This window comes from Arthrobacter sp. CJL-S3 (assembly GCF_056711635.1).
Genome location: NZ_CM160046.1, coordinates 3940798 through 3955804 on the forward strand (window position 1 = coordinate 3940798; position 15007 = coordinate 3955804).

A 15007-nucleotide genomic window follows, 5' to 3' on the forward strand; every position below is an offset into this window, starting at 1 on the left:
CACGCAGGGAACCAGCGGCACCTCACTTGAGGTTGGCCGTTCCGTAGGCAGCCCGGGCCAGGTAGTCGTAGACAATAACGCTGCCGATGGCCGGCGTGTCGGCCCACTGCTTGCTGCTGCTTTCATACTGCTGGTTTCCCTGGAAGCTCTTCAGCTCGCCCAGCTCATGCATCACCGTCGAAGTCAGCCCGAGTTCGCCGTTCTCGCCGGGACTCAGAGTTCCGGGACTGAGGTACACCCGAAGATCTTCGCTGTTTTCAGTGGCAAAGTCCTTCAGTTCCAGAACTGCTCCGGAATCCGTCACACGTAGCGTGGTCGTTCCAGCAACCGTTGCCCAATTAGTGAATGGTGATTTACTAATTACGTGAGTAGACCCTTGCGATCATCCAACGCCAAATTGCTGGACCTCATCGACGCGGCGGTCACCGAGCGAAGCTCGTCAGCACCGTGGAGTCTCAAGGATGTCGCGCCGGCGGCAGGGATGAGTCCGGCGGGTCTGGTCAAGCGCTTTGGTTCCAAAGAGGGCCTGCTCCTTGCCCTCACACAGCGGTGGGTCGACCAAGTGCCTACCCGGCCGCTTGGCGCCGTCGAGCCGGTCGTCGAGCTGCGTGGGTACATCGAAGATAACTTCAACGCGACCTCGTCGTCGGCCGCCATTTTTGGTCTCGGCGAGCTCATGCGCGACCTTTCGTCGCCGACCGCTGCCACAATGCTTCGCGGCGGGTGGGGCAAGCAGGCAAACTACTTCGCCGCACTCCTTGCGCGCTTACCGCTGCGAGCCGACATTGACCTTGATACGGCGTCCCTGACGCTCCTCGATGCACTTCACGGGAGCCTCTTCCGGCGAGCCGTGGGTTTGGACCCCACGGCACCAGCAGACACACTCGACAACTTCCTGAAAGGCTGGACATGACTGACGAGCGCAACTGGCAGGGGTGCGTCTTCATCGGCGCAAGCTTGGACGGTTACATTGCCAAACCTGACGGCGACCTCGCCTGGCTCACCGATCCCATCCCGAGGCCGCATGTGACCGGTTCGACGCCGCACCCCGCACTGGTCTGGGAGACGTTCTTTCCCGGCATCGATACGCTCGTCATGGGGCGTTCCACCTACGAAACCGTCTTGGGCTTCGACGCTTGGCCTTTCGACGGCAAGCGCGTTATCGTGCTCAGCACGACGCTGGGCGGCCACGAGCGAGTGGAAGTCGCCCGCTCAGTGGAGCAGGCGACTGCGCTCCTCGGCGAGGGAGGCGCCGGCCGCGCCTATATTGACGGGGGCAGGACAATCCAGGCGTTCCTCACCGCGGGCCTCGTCGACGAAATCACCGTTTCAATCGCGCCGGTTCTTCTCGGCCGAGGAAGCCGGCTCTTCGGTGACCTGGACCGTGACGTCTTGCTGACCCTGCGAGGCCACCACTCAACTCCGGACGACGGACTCGTGCGAGCGACCTATGCCGTGGAGCCCAGATAACGCACTGTTGTCGGGTCGGCGGCTGCCATGAGGGCGAAGTAGCCCGGCACCCGTTGGGGGTGCCCGGCGGGGTTCATGGGGACAACCTCGATGTTGACCGGCCCGTCGGCGACGACGCGCCAGTCCGTTTCGGGGAAGACCCCCTGCCGTTCCCGGGCGCCGAAGCGTCCTGGGCGGGGCAGGTTTTCCAGCGCCCGCTGCAGCTGGCCGGGCACGTGGTCACCGGTCGCACCAAGTTCCGCCAGGTACTCCAGGCTGTTTCCGGGGAAGTTTGTTTCTGCCAGAAACACACGCCCCGTCTTTCCGGCTACTGTCTTGAGGTTTTCCGCCAGCGCTGCCTGTTTGTTTGGCTTCAGGACGTGAAACACCCCTCGGACGAAGACGTTCGCGGGTCCGCACCTTTCCAGGAGGAGGTCCCCGGCGCCCTCCTGCGTGGCGTCCAGTACCGAGAAGGAGCAATTGGCGGTATCGCGGGCTTCCCGTGTGGCCCTCGCAACGGCGCCAGCGGAGACGTCGACGCCGATAACCTTTGGAAACAGCGTGGCAAGCCACCGGGTGTAGGTGCCGTTGCCGCAGCCGATGTCGATGACGGGAAGGGCCGGATCAAAGTGCGCAAGGACCAGGTCTGTGTACTGCTGGCGCTCGGCCGGGGAGTCTGAGTCCCAGAGGACGTCACCGTCGTGACCGGTGGTTTGTATGCCGGTCCAGTATTGTTCCCAGGCCGTATGCGGGTTTCGGGGGGCGCGGGAGGCCAAGCGCACCACCGTGGGGACGAGCAGCATCCGGTCCCAGAGTTTCGACATGAAACCACCTTACATTTGGGGCTCCGAATGGCTGATTCGAGGAAGGATCTCCGCGGCGGGAACGGGGCGTCCGAAGTAGTAGCCCTGCCCGTACAGGCAGCCCATAGCTTGTAGCGAGGCGGCCTGTCCGGGGGTTTCGATGCCTTCGACGATCGCTTCGAGTTCTGCTGCTGATATGAGCTGCAGGATGGCAGCGACGAACTTCTGCTGGCGGTGGTCGGTTTCGAGGTTGTTGATCAGGGAACGGTCGACTTTGACGGTGTCAGCGGGGAGGTCCCGAAGATAGCTGATGGATGAGTAGCCGGTGCCGAAGTCGTCGATCTGCAGTCCGACGCCGACGGCGCGGAGCTTCTCCAGTACCTGTTGTTCCACCGTCCGCCGGGACATCAGGACGCTCTCGGTGATCTCCAGGACCAGGCGGGAGGGCTCAATCTCGTTGTTGGCCAGGGTCTCGGTGACGTCTGCGACCAGGTCGCTGCGAAGAAGCTCGGCAGCAGACAGGTTGATGTGCAGGCGGAAGTCCGTCAACTGGGGGGCCTGCTGTTTCCACCGGCCCAGCTGGGCTATCCCCTCATGCAGGACCCAGCGCCCCAGTTCCAGGATCAAGCCGGTCTCTTCCGCGATGCTGATGAAGTTGTCCGGCATGATGGTTCCGTGGACGGGGTGGTGCCACCGGATGAGGGCTTCGACGCCGGTGACCTTTCCCGAGGCCAGTTCAATCACGGGCTGGTAGAGCAGCGCCAGTTGGCCCCCGTCGGCTGCCGTCCGCAGTTCAGCGGTGATCCGGGATCTTTCCTGAACGGCGTTGAGCATGTCCGGGTGGAAAAGCTGGACCTTGTTCCGGCCCTGGGCTTTGGCCTGGTACATGGCAATGTCGGCATCCCGCATGAGTTCCTCTGCCGAGTATTCACCGTCGCGGAGGCATATTCCGATGCTGGCGGTGGGCCATACTGTTTCCGTTCCGATATCGATGCTCTCCTGCATGGCTTCCCACGCCCGGTGGGCGATGAGCATGACGTCGTCCGCGCTCGCTCCGGTGATAAGCGCTGCGAATTCATCGCCTCCAAGCCGGGCTACCGTGTCCGAGGCCCGGACGACTGAGCGAAGGCGGCGGGAAATCTCGATCAGAACTGCATCGCCGGCACTGTGGCCCAGAGTGTCGTTGATGGCTTTGAAGGAATCAAGGTCCAGGACAAGAACAGCCGGTGCGCCACCGCTGCCAGCGCCGGTCAGGATGGCCTCCTGAATGCGCTCATTGAGCAGGGTCCTGTTGGCCAGGCCGGTGAGAGCGTCGGTCTTCGCCATGTGCTCCAGCTCCACCTGCGTCCGGCGCAGCATGGCCGTCCGGGCGGCCACGCGTTCTTCCAGCTCTGTATAGATATGCCCGAGTTCCTCTGCCAGGAGGTTGACTCCGGTAATGACCGCGTCAATGGCGTCTCCCCGTTCCGAGGGCTCGATGCGCGCGTCCAGCTCTCCGGCGGCAAGCCGGACAATGCCGTCAACCAGGTGCTCCAGGCGGGGGTCTTCAGAGCCTTCTACTGGTTTCATGCGTCCCGCAACGCGGGCTGGCGCGGAAGGGTCCGGCGTATCGCAGCCTGCGGCCCCCCGGACTGATTCTCGCGTCTACCGGACGGCATTGAGCCAGTCCGTTGCCTCGCTGCGGGAGTTGAAGAACCGGGTGGGGCAGGGAGGTATGTGGACACCGAGAAAGAAGTTCGCCAATACCCGGTCTACGGGGGATCGGCCCAGCAGGGCGATGCGGGAGGCATCGCAGGGAATGGACCAGATGCCCCTGGCTTCCCGGCTGACGGAAGCAACAGCTGCCATGTCGACCAGCATCGGGCGTGGCACGCCTTGGCAGACCTCATTGACTTTCGCCATTGCGGCCTTGGCGTCCTCGACCTCAATGCTGATCCCGGACAACCACTGCAAGTGGACGACGCCGTCGTCGCGCAGCTCGACGCTGCCTTTTCCGCCGTCCACGGTCTGCGCTGCTGCGGCCATGTCGCCTCCTGAATGGGCTGCCGACCTATTCGGCAACGTCTCAACGGTACCCCTCCTGCGGGTGGGGTTAGGGTGCGCCCGAGTGTTCGGTGTTGGCCCAGTATCGCCGCTTGCCGTTGCGGGAGTCCTCATAGACGCCGCCATTCTTTTCGATAGTCGCCCGGGAGCCGAGGTTGTCCTCATCGCAGGTGATCAGAACCCGGGAAATACCGAGTTCCTTGGCCAGCGGCAGGGCATCAGCCAGCGCCGTTGACGCGTGTCCGCGGCGCCGGTCCGCCGGCCTCACGCTGTAGCCGATGTGCCCACCCTCGTTGAGGAGGAAGTCGTTCAACTGGTGTCTGATGGCCAGCGAGCCCAGGAACGTGCCGCCGTCCACGATCCACAGGTACGTGCAAGGAACGTGCCCCGGTTTCCGGGGGGTCTCAGGCAACGCATCGTCGAGAAGGAAAGCGACGAAGCGGCGGAATGATTCGAGGTTCCTGAGTTCTTCCAGGGGCCAGCCTTCGCCGCCCCCGCCGCCCCTGTGGGCGCCGTCGAACTCTTCAGATCCCTCCAGCCAGGATGAGTGGTAACTTGCGTCCGGAGCGATAAGGCGAGCCATTCCACGATCGTAGCGCTGACGCTCGCCGTTTCCTCTCCATCTGAAAGGCGTCCCCGCGACTGACCAGTTGTCGCGGTGGCGTTCGTACAACCTGCGGTTGTCAGCTGCCCTGATTCTCAGATGAGCCTCGGTGCACCTCTGGCAGGGACCAGGATTGACCCTGGCCGCATGAGGGCCAGTTCCCCCGCCGAGTGATCCGAAGGTCAGTTTACGTCCGGGGGCTTGGGGTGGGACTGATTCCTCTGACGGCGGATCGGGGTGCCTGCGGGAGGCGACCCCCTATCCTGACCACAACGATTAAGGAACAGTGAACCTATGGCTATTAAACGACCCATCGAAGAGTTGACCATTGCCCAGGTGCACTCGGCGTTCCTCAGCGGTGAATTCACCGCCGAGGACCTTGTCAGCGCCTACTTGGACCGCATCGAGCTAATCGACCGGTCCGGGCCGGAGCTCAATTCACTGATTGCCATCTCACAGACCGCTTTGGAAGAGGCACGCCGGCTCGACCGGGAACTCTCCGAAACAGGCCAGCTGGCGGGCCCGCTTCATGGCGTACCGATTGTCGTTAAGGACCAGATTGAGACCGCCGGCCTGCCCACGACATTCGGCAGCATCGCCTCCGGTGGTTACCAGCCCGAACAGGACGCGACCGCCGTTACTAAACTCCGTGAGGCCGGCGCGATCATCCTCGGCAAGACCACGCTCCCCGACTTCGCAACGTCCTGGTTCTCGACCTCCTCCCGCAGCGGGGTGACCAAAAACCCCTACGACCTTGCTCGAGATCCCGGTGGATCCTCGAGCGGAACCGCCGCAGCCGTAGCCGCGAATCTCTCACTCGTCGGAATCGGAGAGGACACTGGGGGTTCGATCCGCTTGCCCGCGTCCTTCTGCGGCCTCGTCGGGCTTCGTGTTACCCCCGGGCTCATCAGCCGCGCCGGGATGTCCTCGCTCGTAAAGCCCCAGGACACCGCCGGGCCGATGACCCGGACAGTCGAAGACGCCGTCCGGCTTCTCGACGTCATGGTCGGCTACGACGAACGCGACGATTTCACCGCCGCAGCGGTCATCGCAGGCCGCGGCAAGCCCTATGCGGATGCACTTCAGGACGCGACCCTCACCGGCAAGCGCATCGGGATACTCCGCCAAGCCTTCGGCGACGACGCCGACCCGGACGGCGCCCAGGTCAACACAACCATCGAAGCCGCGCTTTCGGCTCTGCGCGACGCCGGCGCCGAGCTCATCGACATCACCATCGACAACCTCGATGATCAGGTCGGCTTCACATCGCTCTACACGACACGCTCGCAGTCGGACATGAACGAATTCGTGGCCGCCCGGCCTGCCGCCGGAATCCCCTCCATGCGGCACCTGATCGACACCAAGCAGTACCACGAAAAACTCGACCTGCTCGAAGCGATTGTGGCCGGCCCGGACCAACCCACCGATGATCCCCACTATGTTGAACGCCTGCTCGCCCAGGCCGCGTTCCAGCGACAGGTCATCGGAATCATCGCGCAGAACCGGCTCGACGCCATCGCCTTCCCGGACGCCAAACTCCCGGCCCCGACGCGCGAAGACATCTTCGCTGACCGCTGGACCTGCCTGACCTACCCGACGAACACCGTCATCGCATCCCAACTCCTCTTCCCCGCGATCACCGTCCCGGCCGGACAAACACCCGACGGGCTGCCCGTCGGCTTGGAGTTCATGGCCGTTCCGTACAGCGAGCGGTCCCTCCTGGCACTCGCAGCCGCATCTGAAGCCACCCTGCAAGGACGAACAGCACCAGCCCTCTAGGACGCCATGACTCCCAACATCACGATCAACTCCGATCTCGGTGAGGACATCGGGATCCACTCGTCACCCGTGGCGACCGGAAGCTGATCGCACACCGGCAGTCGGCCGACCATCAGTGCTCGCCCGAACTTGCCTCTGCCGGCGGGTGCGAGCTAGGAGGCGGGACCGGCGTCGTGCTTCTCCGGCCGATGGCCGTCGACGGCGGCGCGGTCGTCGCCCGCTTCATGCCCGCCCTTTGCGTGGCCGCCCTTCTTCTTGCCGAACGGCAGCACTTTGAGCAGCGGGACCAGGATCGCCATAACGAGGAGGCCCCAGGCGAGACCGAGCACGGCCGAGCACAGGGTGTTCACGAGCCAGGCCAGGAAGCCGCCCGCCACCGCGATCCCGGCGAAAGGAGCCTCCAGGACGTGGACCAGGTCATACGGCAGGTGCCAGCCGAGGTCGTAGGCCCCCTGCAGCATGATGTGACCGCCCACCCACAGCATGGCGACGGTCCCGATAACGGTGATCGTGGTCAGCACTGCGGGCATCCCCTTGACGAGCATCTCGCCGAAGCGCTGGGCGCCCGCGGAGTCCTTGGCTGCCAGGTGCAGGCCGATGTCGTCCATCTTCACAATGAGCGCGACGGCGCCGTACACGGCCACCGTGATCGCGAGCGCCACGACCACCAGGATGGCCGCCCGGGCCCAAATGGACTCGGCGGAGATCTCGTTCATCGCGATGACCATGATTTCGCAGGAAAGGATGAAGTCGGTGGTGATGGCGCCCTTGGTGACCTTGGCCTCCGCCTCCGGGCCCCGGTCCACCGCCGGGGTGTCTTCCTCGGCCTCGTGGTGGCCGAAGAACTTGTGCCAGACCTTCTCGGCACCCTCGTAGCAGAGGTACGTGCCGCCCAGCATGAGGATGAACGGAATGACGCCCGGGATAAAGGCGCTGATGAGCAGCAGCGCCGGCAGGATGATCAGCAGCTTGTTCCGGAGCGAGCCCCAGAAGATCTTCTTGATCATCGGCAGTTCGCGGGACGGGTCCGCCCCTGACACGTACTGCGGGGTGACGGCGGCGTCGTCAATGACGACGCCGGCGGCCTTGGCCCCCGCCTTGGCGGCTCCGGCCGCGACGTCGTCCACCGAGGCGGCCGCTATGCGGGCCAGGGCGGCGATGTCGTCCAGCAGGGCGACGAGACCGCCGCTCACAGCACGCTTCCGTTCGGCTTGAGGGCGGACGGCTGGACGGGGTTGCCTCGGTCAAGGCGCGATATTGGCATTCTCGAATTATATGGTGGCGGGCGGCCCGGTGGCGGGACTGGCCCGGTTTTTAGCCGCCCAGCACCACGTTCACCGGCGGTTCGCCGGCCAGCATGAGTTCGATCTGCCGCTGGACCAGCTTTCCCATCCGCGGGCGCATTGCCGAGCTGGCCCCGCCGACGTGCGGGCTGATGATGACGCCGGGGGTCCGCCACAGCGGGTGGTCCTGCGGCAGCGGCTCGGGGTCGGTGACGTCGAGGGCGGCGCGGATCCGGCCGGAGCCGGTGTGCCGGACCAGGGCGTCGGTGTCCGCGACCGGGCCGCGGGCCACGTTGACGAGTAGGGCGCCGTCGAGCATGGCCGCGAGGAAGGCGTCGTCGATGAGGTGGCGGGTGGCGTCGCTGAGCGGAACGCCCACGATCACGATGTCGTGCTCCGGCAGCAGGGTGTGCAGCTCGTCGATGCCGTGGACGTGGCCGCGCGGGTCCGTCCGTTCCCTGCTGGCCACTTTGGTCACGGTGGTTTCGAAGGGCAGGAGGCGGTCCTCGATCGCCTTGCCCACGCCGCCGTAGCCGACGATCAGGACCCGCCGGTCCGCGAGGCTGGCGGTGGGCCGGGTCTCCCAGCGGCCCTCCTGCTGGTTCTGCAGCAGCCGCGGGAACTCGCGCTGGCTGGCCAGGATCAGGGCCAGGGTCAGTTCTGCGGTGGAGGTCTCGTGGACGCCGGCGGCGTTGGCGAACACCCGCCCCGCGGGCAGCGACTCCGCGACGCCGTCGTACCCGATCGACGTGCTCTGCACGAGCCCGGTCTCCACCGCTTCCAGGCCGCGCAGGACCTCCGCGCTGCCCATATAGGGCTGGACCACGATGTCGAGGCGCGGCCGGGGCGGTTCCCCGGTCAGGTCCCATTCGAGGACGGTGACGTCGGGGTGGGGCTTGAGGTACTCGCGCAGAGTCGGGTCCGGCAGGCTAACGGTTATTTTCCTCGGCATAGCTGCCAGCCTAATGGTGCAGGGGCCCTTGGACGGTGCTTCCGCCGTGGGCCGTGTCACACAGCCGACCCCGTCCCCGGAGGGAGTTTGCCGTCACCTTCGCGCCGCCCCGCGCGGCATTTGGACATGCCCATTCCCCGGGCATACATTGCAGGAAACCCCTCTCCCTAACTGACCTGGAAGGTCCTGCACCATGAACACCTCGGGACCCTCCCGTCCGGCCGCCAAGTCCCTCACTGCCCGGACGAAGCTGCTTCTGGTCTGGGCGGCCACGGCCCTGCTGCTGGTGGGCATGGTGACCCTCGGCGCCGTCCGCACCGGACCGGTTCCCGGGACGGACTTCGTCGCCGGCCCGAGGACCTGTGGCAGGACCAGTGGGAGGAACAGCCCGCGGCCGAGGCCCCGGCGGCGGAAGCCCCGCAGGCCGCCGTCGACCTCGATGCCCTCGACGCCGAGGTGCGGCGGGTCCTGGCCGAAAACCCCGGCTACCGGATCGGCGTCGTCCTCGCGGACACCCACGGCGGGGAGCCGCGCGGCTACGGCGACGGAACCGAGTTTGTGGCCGCCAGCACCGCCAAAATCATCACGGCGGCCGCCTACTACCACCTGGTGGAGACCGGCGAGAAGTCGCTGGACGTGCCGCTGGGCAGCTACGACGCCGCGTTCCAGATCCAGGCGATGGTCAACGCGAGCAGCAACGACGCCTGGCTGCTGCTGATGCAGGACATCGGCTACCCCCGGCTGATCGAGTACGCCGCGTCGATCGGGATCAGCTACGACCCGGAGCAGAACCTGCTGACCCCGGCCGAGATGGCGGACCTGCTCAAACAGCTGTCCACGGGCCAGCTGATCAACGCGGAGCACACGCAGGAACTGCTCGGCTACATGCAGAAGACGAACAACGAACGGCTCATTCCCGCTGCGGTCGGCCCGGGCATCACGGTGCAGCACAAGTACGGCGCGCTGGGGGGCTACCTCCACGACGCGGCCATCCTGAGCTCCGGCGACCGGTCCTACGCGCTGACCATCTACAGCTGGGGCGAGGACGGCGGGAGCGAGAAGCGCCTGGCCATGATCCACGACCTGACGGGCGTGGTGACGAAGGCGCTGCTGGAGTAGGGCGGCGACTGGCGGGCGTCTGCGCGGAGGGCGTTAGCCCGGGCTGTTAACGCGCGGAGCCCCGCCGCACGGTGTGCAACGGGGCCCTGCGATCTGGAGAACCGGTTTTAGCGGCCGAAGAGCTTGGCGAAGAAGCCGGTCTTGGTGCTGACTTCACCCTCGTGACCCTTGCAGCGGTCAGCGCTCTTGACGCCCCGCATGACCGAGTCAACGTGCTGGCCGCAGCCGGCCCAAGTGGTCTTACCGCACTTCTTGCATGCAACCTGTCGGCACATCTGGTTCTCCTTGTTGGTAGGTCTGTTGTCACAACTATACCCCCTGGGGTATTCGACTCAAAACGCGCGTCGCCGGGATCCCGCGGGAACACCCTGCTGCCTGCCGGCGTTGGTTCCGTACAGTGGCACCAGCGCTGCGCCGCTCCTGCACGAACTGACTTCCGAACCGTACCGAGAGGACCGCTGACATGGCTTACATCAAGGTTGGAACCGAGAACAGCACCGACATCGAGCTCTACTACGAAGACCACGGCAGCGGGCAGCCGGTGGTCCTGATCCACGGCTACCCCCTGGACGGATCGTCCTGGGAGAGGCAGACCACGGCCCTGCTGGGCGCCGGCTACCGGGTCCTCACCTACGACCGCCGCGGCTTCGGCCAGTCCAGCAAGCCCACCGACGGCTACGACTACGACACCTTAGCCGCCGACCTCAACACCCTGCTCACCGACCTGGATCTGAACGACGTCGTGCTGGTGGGCTTCTCGATGGGAACCGGCGAAGTGGGCCGGTACCTCGGCACCTACGGTTCGGCCCGGGTGGCGAAGGCCGTGTTCCTCGGCTCGCTGGAGCCCTACCTCCTGCAGGCGGAGGACAACCCGGACGGCGTCCCGCAGTCCGTGTTCGACGGCCTGATGGAGGCTGTCACCACCGACCGCTACGCCTACTTCACCGAGTTCTTCAAGAACTTCTACAACAGCGACACGTTCCTCGGCACGCCCCGGCTCAGCGAGGAGGTCATGCGGGCGGGCTGGAACCTGGCGACGTCGGGCGGGCCCACCGCTTCGGCAGCCGCGCAACCCACCTGGCTCACGGACTTCCGCGCCGACATCCCCAAGATCGACGTGCCCACACTGATCGTCCACGGCACCGCGGACAGGATCCTGCCGATCGACGCCACGGGCCGGATGTTCACCAAGGCCCTGCCGAGCGCCGAGTACGTGGAGATCGAGGGCGCCCCGCACGGCATGCTCTGGACCCACGCCGCCGAGGTCAACGAGCTGCTGCTGGGGTTCCTGGGGAAGCCGCGGGCGTAGCCTGGGCCGGCCCGGGCCATCTCGGCTCACTCCCGAGCCGGTTCGCGCGGGCCCGGGCCCTTCGACGCGAAACGCCGGACCGGCGTCGGCCATTTCGACGCCGGTCCGGCGTGTGATTGGATTGCGCAGCTACCTACCTAGTGACACTATCTAGTTGTGGAGGACATCGACTTTGATCAGGAGCTGACGCGTGCGGCGCTGCCGCAGGCAGTGCTCGCGGTGCTCAGCCACGGTGATAGTCACGGCTATGCCATCGCCGAGGTCCTCCGGGAGCACGGCTTCACCCGCATCAAGGGCGGAACCTTGTACCCCCTCCTGAAGAGACTGGAGGACCAGGGCCTCGTGGAGCACACGTGGGAGCATAGCCAGGCAGGCCCGGGTCGCAAGCAGTTCACACTCACCGAGCAGGGCCGCCATGAGCTGGAGCGCTCGGCAGCGGCCTGGCGCCGGATGGGCCAGGCCCTCACCAATATCCGGGCGACCTAACGGGGACAGCCATGAACTACGAGCGAAAACTGACTTTCAACCTCAGACTGCGTGGGCTGTCCGAACCCGAGATCGCCGACGTCATCGACGAGATGCGGGGGCACCAGGCCTCCGCCGGGACTCCCGCGGAGGCCGAATTCGGTACCGCCGAGGAGTACGCGCAGCAGTTCCCCAAGAAGAAGAGGCGGACACGGGGACACACCATCACGATGATCGGGGCCGCAATGGCGATCGCCTACGCCCTTTTGGCGGTCCTCCTGGCACTCATCTTCAGGGTCGACGTCCGCGAGTACGTCGGCCCCATCACGCTCCTGCCAGGGCTCGTGGTTCTTTTGGCCAGCATCGTGGCCGGGTTCCTGACCGACTACCTCCAGCCAGCGCAGAGCTCCCGCGTCGCCCGCTGAGGTGCCCTTTCAGCGAGCACTCAGATTCACGGGCCCGGCCCAAAGTGCCCCCGGACCGCCGGAGAAGAACCGCTGGTCAGCCCGGAATGCGCCTCTATTGATCAAGGGCCGCGAGCGGCGGAGGATTAAGGCACCGGGCCACTCATCCTACGAGCGGACGCCGGCTCGCCTCCCCGGCCGATCACGGGCGAGCTGATTGAAATTGGAACGGAGGGCCGCCGCCTGATTTGCAGCGCTACCGCGGTGTGATCACGGCGGGCAGACGCCGTCCAAAGCTAAAGATTCGCATCATCAGGCAGAAGAACCAAGACAATGTCCATCACTACCTCACCAAGAAAGTCCCGCTCCCGGGCGGCAAGGATCGCACTGATCCCGGCCGTCGCCCTGGGGCTCATCGGGGGACCTGTTGCCGCGGCCGGGCCGGCCGTTGCATCAACCTCCGAACGCGGCTGCACAGTCGATCCGCTCAAGCCCGTCAAGCACGACAACAAAGACAGAAGCAAAGTCAGAGTGGACTTCCGGATCTACGTGGACTGCAACGGCAACAAGAAAGTGGAGATCCGCCAGCTGCGCTTCGAAGACGACCGCGGCCGGAATGACGATTTCCTGGGGAAGTCCACGTTCTGGAAGTCCTTCGATCGCCGTGACGACGCCGTGACGATTCACAGCTACGACCGCGTGCCGAACCTGGACCGCCGGGGCAGCGAAGAGGTCTACCAACTCGTTTCCTTCCGCGTCCGCAGCGGCAACAGTGACAACTGGTCCGACTGGACCCGCTGGGAAAAGAGCGACGTGGCCAGGCTCCACCGCTGATCGCCCAGCAGCCCACGCGACTGCGCACCGAGAGCCAGGGGACCTGTCCCCTGGCTCACTTTTTGCCCGAAATCCTGGCGGGCCGCCCGGCGCCGGGGTGCCGTCCGGCCCTGTCCCCTGCCGCCGGGTTCGCTCCCTGCCATCCGGGGGCGCTTTGATACGAAGCGCCGTGCCGCCGTCGGCCAGTTCGACGACGGCGGGCCGCAAAGTGCCCCCGGACCGCCGGGCGAAGTAGAACCTTGAGGCCCAGCCACGCGAGCTTTGCCGGTCTATGAACCAGCGTCACCCGACCGGCAGGGCCTGGAGTTTAGGTTTCGTCGTCCCACATGCCGGTGTCCGCGGCGTCCTCCGGTTTGTCCTCCGCCTCCGGGTCACCGGACCCGACGTACGCGGCGGGTACCGTTCCCGCGGCCTGGGTCAGCTGTTCCTCGCGGATGTTGCCGCTCTGGCCGGGTTCGGCATGCGGCCGGCGGACTTCGACGGCTTCTCGGGACTCGACGGCGTCCGGGTCGCCGGGGCCCCGCAGGCCGGCCGGATCGTTGCTCGGTTCGTTCGGATCACTCATGACACTGCCTTTCATCCGCGGATCAACTCCTTCCCACACTAACGTGGGGAGCAGATTCGCGGCCGGAGCACTGCGCTTGGATCTGTGGGGCTCCGGATCCTTTCCGCCGTCAACCGCCGACCCCGAAGTTGACACCGGCAGGCGGGTGCGGTTCACTTTTTGCATATGCTGAAATAAGAGTTCCATGATGCGGAATGACTTGTCCGCATAGCCCTACACCGTGGATGCCAGCATCACAACGCGAGGACCTGCCTCATGCACCTTGAACAGTTCAACGCGGCCAGCCGCACCGAGGCCGCCGATGCCCTGCGGCCCTGCCTGGACATCCAGCGCTGGATCGACGACCTGGCGGACGCGCGGCCCTATTCCAGCCTCGAAGCACTTCTGGAGGCAGGCCGCTCCACGGCCGACCCGTTCACCCCGGCCGAGATCCAAGCAGCCCTCGCCCACCACCCGCGGATCGGCGAGCGGGCCCGGGGAAACAGCACTGAGGCCAGGCTCTCCCAGTCGGAACAGGCCGGACTCGGCGAGGCCGACGCCGCGGTCGCGGAAGCCCTGGCCGAAGGCAACCGGGCCTACGAGGAGAAGTTCGGGCAGGTATTCCTGATCCGCGCAGCCGGCCGCAGCCGCCAAGAGATCCTGGCCGCACTCACCACCAGGCTCGGCCACACCCCCGAAGAAGAACAGGCAATTATTGGCGAGCAGCTGCGGGAAATCGCGGTGCTCCGGCTCAAAGGACTGATGGAAGAATGAGCATGTCCCACGTCACCACCCATGTACTCGACACCGGTTCCGGCAAGCCTGCGGCGGACGTCCCGGTCACCCTCCACATGCTCGACGGCGAACGCTGGGTCCAGATCGCCGAGGGCGCCACGGACGCGGACGGGCGCATCAAGCAACTGGGGCCGGACCGGCTGCCGACGGGGACCTACCGCCTGGCCTTCGACACGGGAAAGTACTTCGCCGCCAGCGGCACCGACACGTTCTTCCCCGAAGTGACCCTGACGTTCGGGGTGGTGGAGTCGGAGGCGCACTACCATGTGCCGCTGCTGCTGAGCCCGTTCGCCTATTCCACCTACCGGGGCAGCTGAACACCCGAAACCTGCACCACGCCTGGAGCGCACCGAACCCGGGCAAAGAAGGCCCGCGGCGTCACCGCGGGCCTTCTTTATGCTCACCGGCCGGCCCCTCGCCCCTCCCCCGACCCACGGCAGGACCAGACGGCGCCGGCGGTCACAATCGGTTATTTGGCCCGGGTGGGCCACAACCGAAACAAATTCCTTGACAGTGGCCCCCGTCACTTCTAATCTAAATTTTGGGATCCCAAATTGGGATCCCAAAAGATCGCGCTACGGATCCCGGGCTTTCAGTCATTGCCCGGCGCTTCCGGATTTGGAC

The 15007-nt window shown here is 65.7% G+C and carries 19 protein-coding genes; 10 read left to right on the forward strand and 9 right to left on the reverse strand.

The window, feature by feature from the left end:
- Positions 1–22 precede the first annotated feature (22 nt).
- The gene (locus AC06G6_RS18090) at positions 23–304 is read right to left on the reverse strand and encodes a DM13 domain-containing protein (protein ID WP_479824427.1); all 282 of its coding nucleotides are present in this window, start codon (positions 302–304) and stop codon (positions 23–25) included.
- A 60-nt stretch (positions 305–364) separates the two neighbouring features.
- On the opposite strand from AC06G6_RS18090, the gene AC06G6_RS18095 reads away from it, so the two are divergent.
- Together AC06G6_RS18095 and AC06G6_RS18100 are read left to right on the forward strand one after the other, a co-directional pair.
- On the forward strand, positions 365–913 hold the full coding sequence (locus tag AC06G6_RS18095; RefSeq protein ID WP_479824429.1) for a TetR/AcrR family transcriptional regulator: 549 nt from the start codon (positions 365–367) through the stop codon (positions 911–913).
- Positions 910–1470 (forward strand): dihydrofolate reductase family protein, encoded by a 561-nt coding sequence (locus AC06G6_RS18100; RefSeq protein WP_479824431.1) that lies wholly within the window; start codon positions 910–912, stop codon positions 1468–1470. The genes AC06G6_RS18095 and AC06G6_RS18100 overlap by 4 nt, the downstream gene beginning before the upstream one ends.
- On the opposite strand, the gene AC06G6_RS18105 is transcribed toward AC06G6_RS18100, so the two are convergent.
- From AC06G6_RS18105 to AC06G6_RS18120, 4 genes are all read right to left on the reverse strand, one after another.
- Entirely contained in the window at positions 1449–2273 is an 825-nt protein-coding gene (locus AC06G6_RS18105; RefSeq protein ID WP_479824433.1) for a class I SAM-dependent methyltransferase, read from the reverse strand. The genes AC06G6_RS18100 and AC06G6_RS18105 overlap by 22 nt on opposite strands.
- Before the next feature lie 9 nt (positions 2274–2282).
- A complete protein-coding gene (locus AC06G6_RS18110; RefSeq protein ID WP_479824435.1) occupies positions 2283–3821 on the reverse strand; it encodes a putative bifunctional diguanylate cyclase/phosphodiesterase in 1539 nt (512 codons plus the stop codon).
- Positions 3822–3896: 75 nt separating this feature from the next.
- The gene (locus tag AC06G6_RS18115) at positions 3897–4277 is read right to left on the reverse strand and encodes a DUF7793 family protein (RefSeq protein WP_479824437.1); all 381 of its coding nucleotides are present in this window, start codon (positions 4275–4277) and stop codon (positions 3897–3899) included.
- Positions 4278–4344: 67 nt separating this feature from the next.
- Positions 4345–4878, reverse strand: coding sequence for a GNAT family N-acetyltransferase (locus tag AC06G6_RS18120; protein WP_479824439.1), 534 nt, complete (start codon positions 4876–4878; stop codon positions 4345–4347).
- Positions 4879–5193: 315 nt separating this feature from the next.
- On the opposite strand from AC06G6_RS18120, the gene AC06G6_RS18125 reads away from it, so the two are divergent.
- Positions 5194–6678: an amidase gene (locus tag AC06G6_RS18125; protein ID WP_479824441.1), complete on the forward strand. Its 1485-nt coding sequence runs from the start codon at positions 5194–5196 to the stop codon at positions 6676–6678.
- 152 nt (positions 6679–6830) lie between these two features.
- Here AC06G6_RS18125 and AC06G6_RS18130 read toward each other — a convergent pair whose 3' ends face one another.
- Both AC06G6_RS18130 and AC06G6_RS18135 read right to left on the reverse strand, forming a co-directional pair.
- The gene (locus AC06G6_RS18130; protein WP_479824443.1) at positions 6831–7871 is read right to left on the reverse strand and encodes a DUF808 domain-containing protein; all 1041 of its coding nucleotides are present in this window, start codon (positions 7869–7871) and stop codon (positions 6831–6833) included.
- Positions 7872–7992: 121 nt separating this feature from the next.
- Entirely contained in the window at positions 7993–8913 is a 921-nt protein-coding gene (locus AC06G6_RS18135; RefSeq protein ID WP_479824445.1) for a 2-hydroxyacid dehydrogenase, read from the reverse strand.
- A 456-nt stretch (positions 8914–9369) separates the two neighbouring features.
- On the opposite strand from AC06G6_RS18135, the gene AC06G6_RS18140 reads away from it, so the two are divergent.
- Entirely contained in the window at positions 9370–10032 is a 663-nt protein-coding gene (locus AC06G6_RS18140; protein WP_479824447.1) for a serine hydrolase, read from the forward strand.
- A gap of 107 nt (positions 10033–10139) precedes the next feature.
- Here the strand turns inward: AC06G6_RS18140 and AC06G6_RS18145 are convergent, their stop codons facing one another.
- Positions 10140–10307: a hypothetical protein gene (locus AC06G6_RS18145; RefSeq protein WP_307464437.1), complete on the reverse strand. Its 168-nt coding sequence runs from the start codon at positions 10305–10307 to the stop codon at positions 10140–10142.
- Positions 10308–10495: 188 nt separating this feature from the next.
- Here AC06G6_RS18145 and AC06G6_RS18150 point away from each other — a divergent pair, with 188 nt between their 5' ends.
- The 4 genes from AC06G6_RS18150 to AC06G6_RS18165 all read left to right on the forward strand — a co-directional run bounded on the left by AC06G6_RS18150 (position 10496) and on the right by AC06G6_RS18165 (position 13044).
- Complete coding sequence (locus AC06G6_RS18150) at positions 10496–11341, forward strand: alpha/beta fold hydrolase (protein ID WP_479824449.1); 846 nt, start codon at positions 10496–10498, stop codon at positions 11339–11341.
- A 156-nt stretch (positions 11342–11497) separates the two neighbouring features.
- Positions 11498–11827: a PadR family transcriptional regulator gene (locus AC06G6_RS18155; RefSeq protein WP_479824451.1), complete on the forward strand. Its 330-nt coding sequence runs from the start codon at positions 11498–11500 to the stop codon at positions 11825–11827.
- An 11-nt stretch (positions 11828–11838) separates the two neighbouring features.
- Complete coding sequence (locus tag AC06G6_RS18160; RefSeq protein ID WP_479824453.1) at positions 11839–12231, forward strand: hypothetical protein; 393 nt, start codon at positions 11839–11841, stop codon at positions 12229–12231.
- A 312-nt stretch (positions 12232–12543) separates the two neighbouring features.
- Positions 12544–13044, forward strand: coding sequence for a hypothetical protein (locus AC06G6_RS18165; RefSeq protein ID WP_479824455.1), 501 nt, complete (start codon positions 12544–12546; stop codon positions 13042–13044).
- Positions 13045–13351: 307 nt separating this feature from the next.
- On the opposite strand, the gene AC06G6_RS18170 is transcribed toward AC06G6_RS18165, so the two are convergent.
- Positions 13352–13609: a hypothetical protein gene (locus AC06G6_RS18170; RefSeq protein WP_479824457.1), complete on the reverse strand. Its 258-nt coding sequence runs from the start codon at positions 13607–13609 to the stop codon at positions 13352–13354.
- A gap of 255 nt (positions 13610–13864) precedes the next feature.
- Here AC06G6_RS18170 and uraD point away from each other — a divergent pair, with 255 nt between their 5' ends.
- A complete protein-coding gene (gene uraD, locus AC06G6_RS18175) occupies positions 13865–14362 on the forward strand; it encodes a 2-oxo-4-hydroxy-4-carboxy-5-ureidoimidazoline decarboxylase (RefSeq protein ID WP_479824459.1) in 498 nt (165 codons plus the stop codon).
- Positions 14359–14700: a hydroxyisourate hydrolase gene (uraH, locus tag AC06G6_RS18180; RefSeq protein ID WP_479824461.1), complete on the forward strand. Its 342-nt coding sequence runs from the start codon at positions 14359–14361 to the stop codon at positions 14698–14700. Before uraD ends, uraH begins: the two co-directional genes overlap by 4 nt.
- Positions 14701–15007: the final 307 nt, after the last annotated feature.

Bases quoted from the DNA above. Each gene is read 5' to 3' on its own strand.
- AC06G6_RS18160 (WP_479824453.1), top strand. From the start codon at position 11,839: ATGAACTACGAGCGAAAACTGACTTTCAACCTCAGACTGCGTGGGCTG.
- AC06G6_RS18145 (WP_307464437.1), bottom strand. From the start codon at position 10,307: ATGTGCCGACAGGTTGCATGCAAGAAGTGCGGTAAGACCACTTGGGCC.
- AC06G6_RS18165 (WP_479824455.1), top strand. From the start codon at position 12,544: ATGTCCATCACTACCTCACCAAGAAAGTCCCGCTCCCGGGCGGCAAGG.
- uraD (WP_479824459.1), top strand. From the start codon at position 13,865: ATGCACCTTGAACAGTTCAACGCGGCCAGCCGCACCGAGGCCGCCGAT.
- AC06G6_RS18150 (WP_479824449.1), top strand. From the start codon at position 10,496: ATGGCTTACATCAAGGTTGGAACCGAGAACAGCACCGACATCGAGCTC.
- AC06G6_RS18135 (WP_479824445.1), bottom strand. From the start codon at position 8,913: ATGCCGAGGAAAATAACCGTTAGCCTGCCGGACCCGACTCTGCGCGAG.
- uraH (WP_479824461.1), top strand. From the start codon at position 14,359: ATGAGCATGTCCCACGTCACCACCCATGTACTCGACACCGGTTCCGGC.
- AC06G6_RS18105 (WP_479824433.1), bottom strand. From the start codon at position 2,273: ATGTCGAAACTCTGGGACCGGATGCTGCTCGTCCCCACGGTGGTGCGC.
- AC06G6_RS18115 (WP_479824437.1), bottom strand. From the start codon at position 4,277: ATGGCCGCAGCAGCGCAGACCGTGGACGGCGGAAAAGGCAGCGTCGAG.
- AC06G6_RS18170 (WP_479824457.1), bottom strand. From the start codon at position 13,609: ATGAGTGATCCGAACGAACCGAGCAACGATCCGGCCGGCCTGCGGGGC.
- AC06G6_RS18125 (WP_479824441.1), top strand. From the start codon at position 5,194: ATGGCTATTAAACGACCCATCGAAGAGTTGACCATTGCCCAGGTGCAC.
- AC06G6_RS18120 (WP_479824439.1), bottom strand. From the start codon at position 4,878: ATGGCTCGCCTTATCGCTCCGGACGCAAGTTACCACTCATCCTGGCTG.
- AC06G6_RS18100 (WP_479824431.1), top strand. From the start codon at position 910: ATGACTGACGAGCGCAACTGGCAGGGGTGCGTCTTCATCGGCGCAAGC.
- AC06G6_RS18110 (WP_479824435.1), bottom strand. From the start codon at position 3,821: ATGAAACCAGTAGAAGGCTCTGAAGACCCCCGCCTGGAGCACCTGGTT.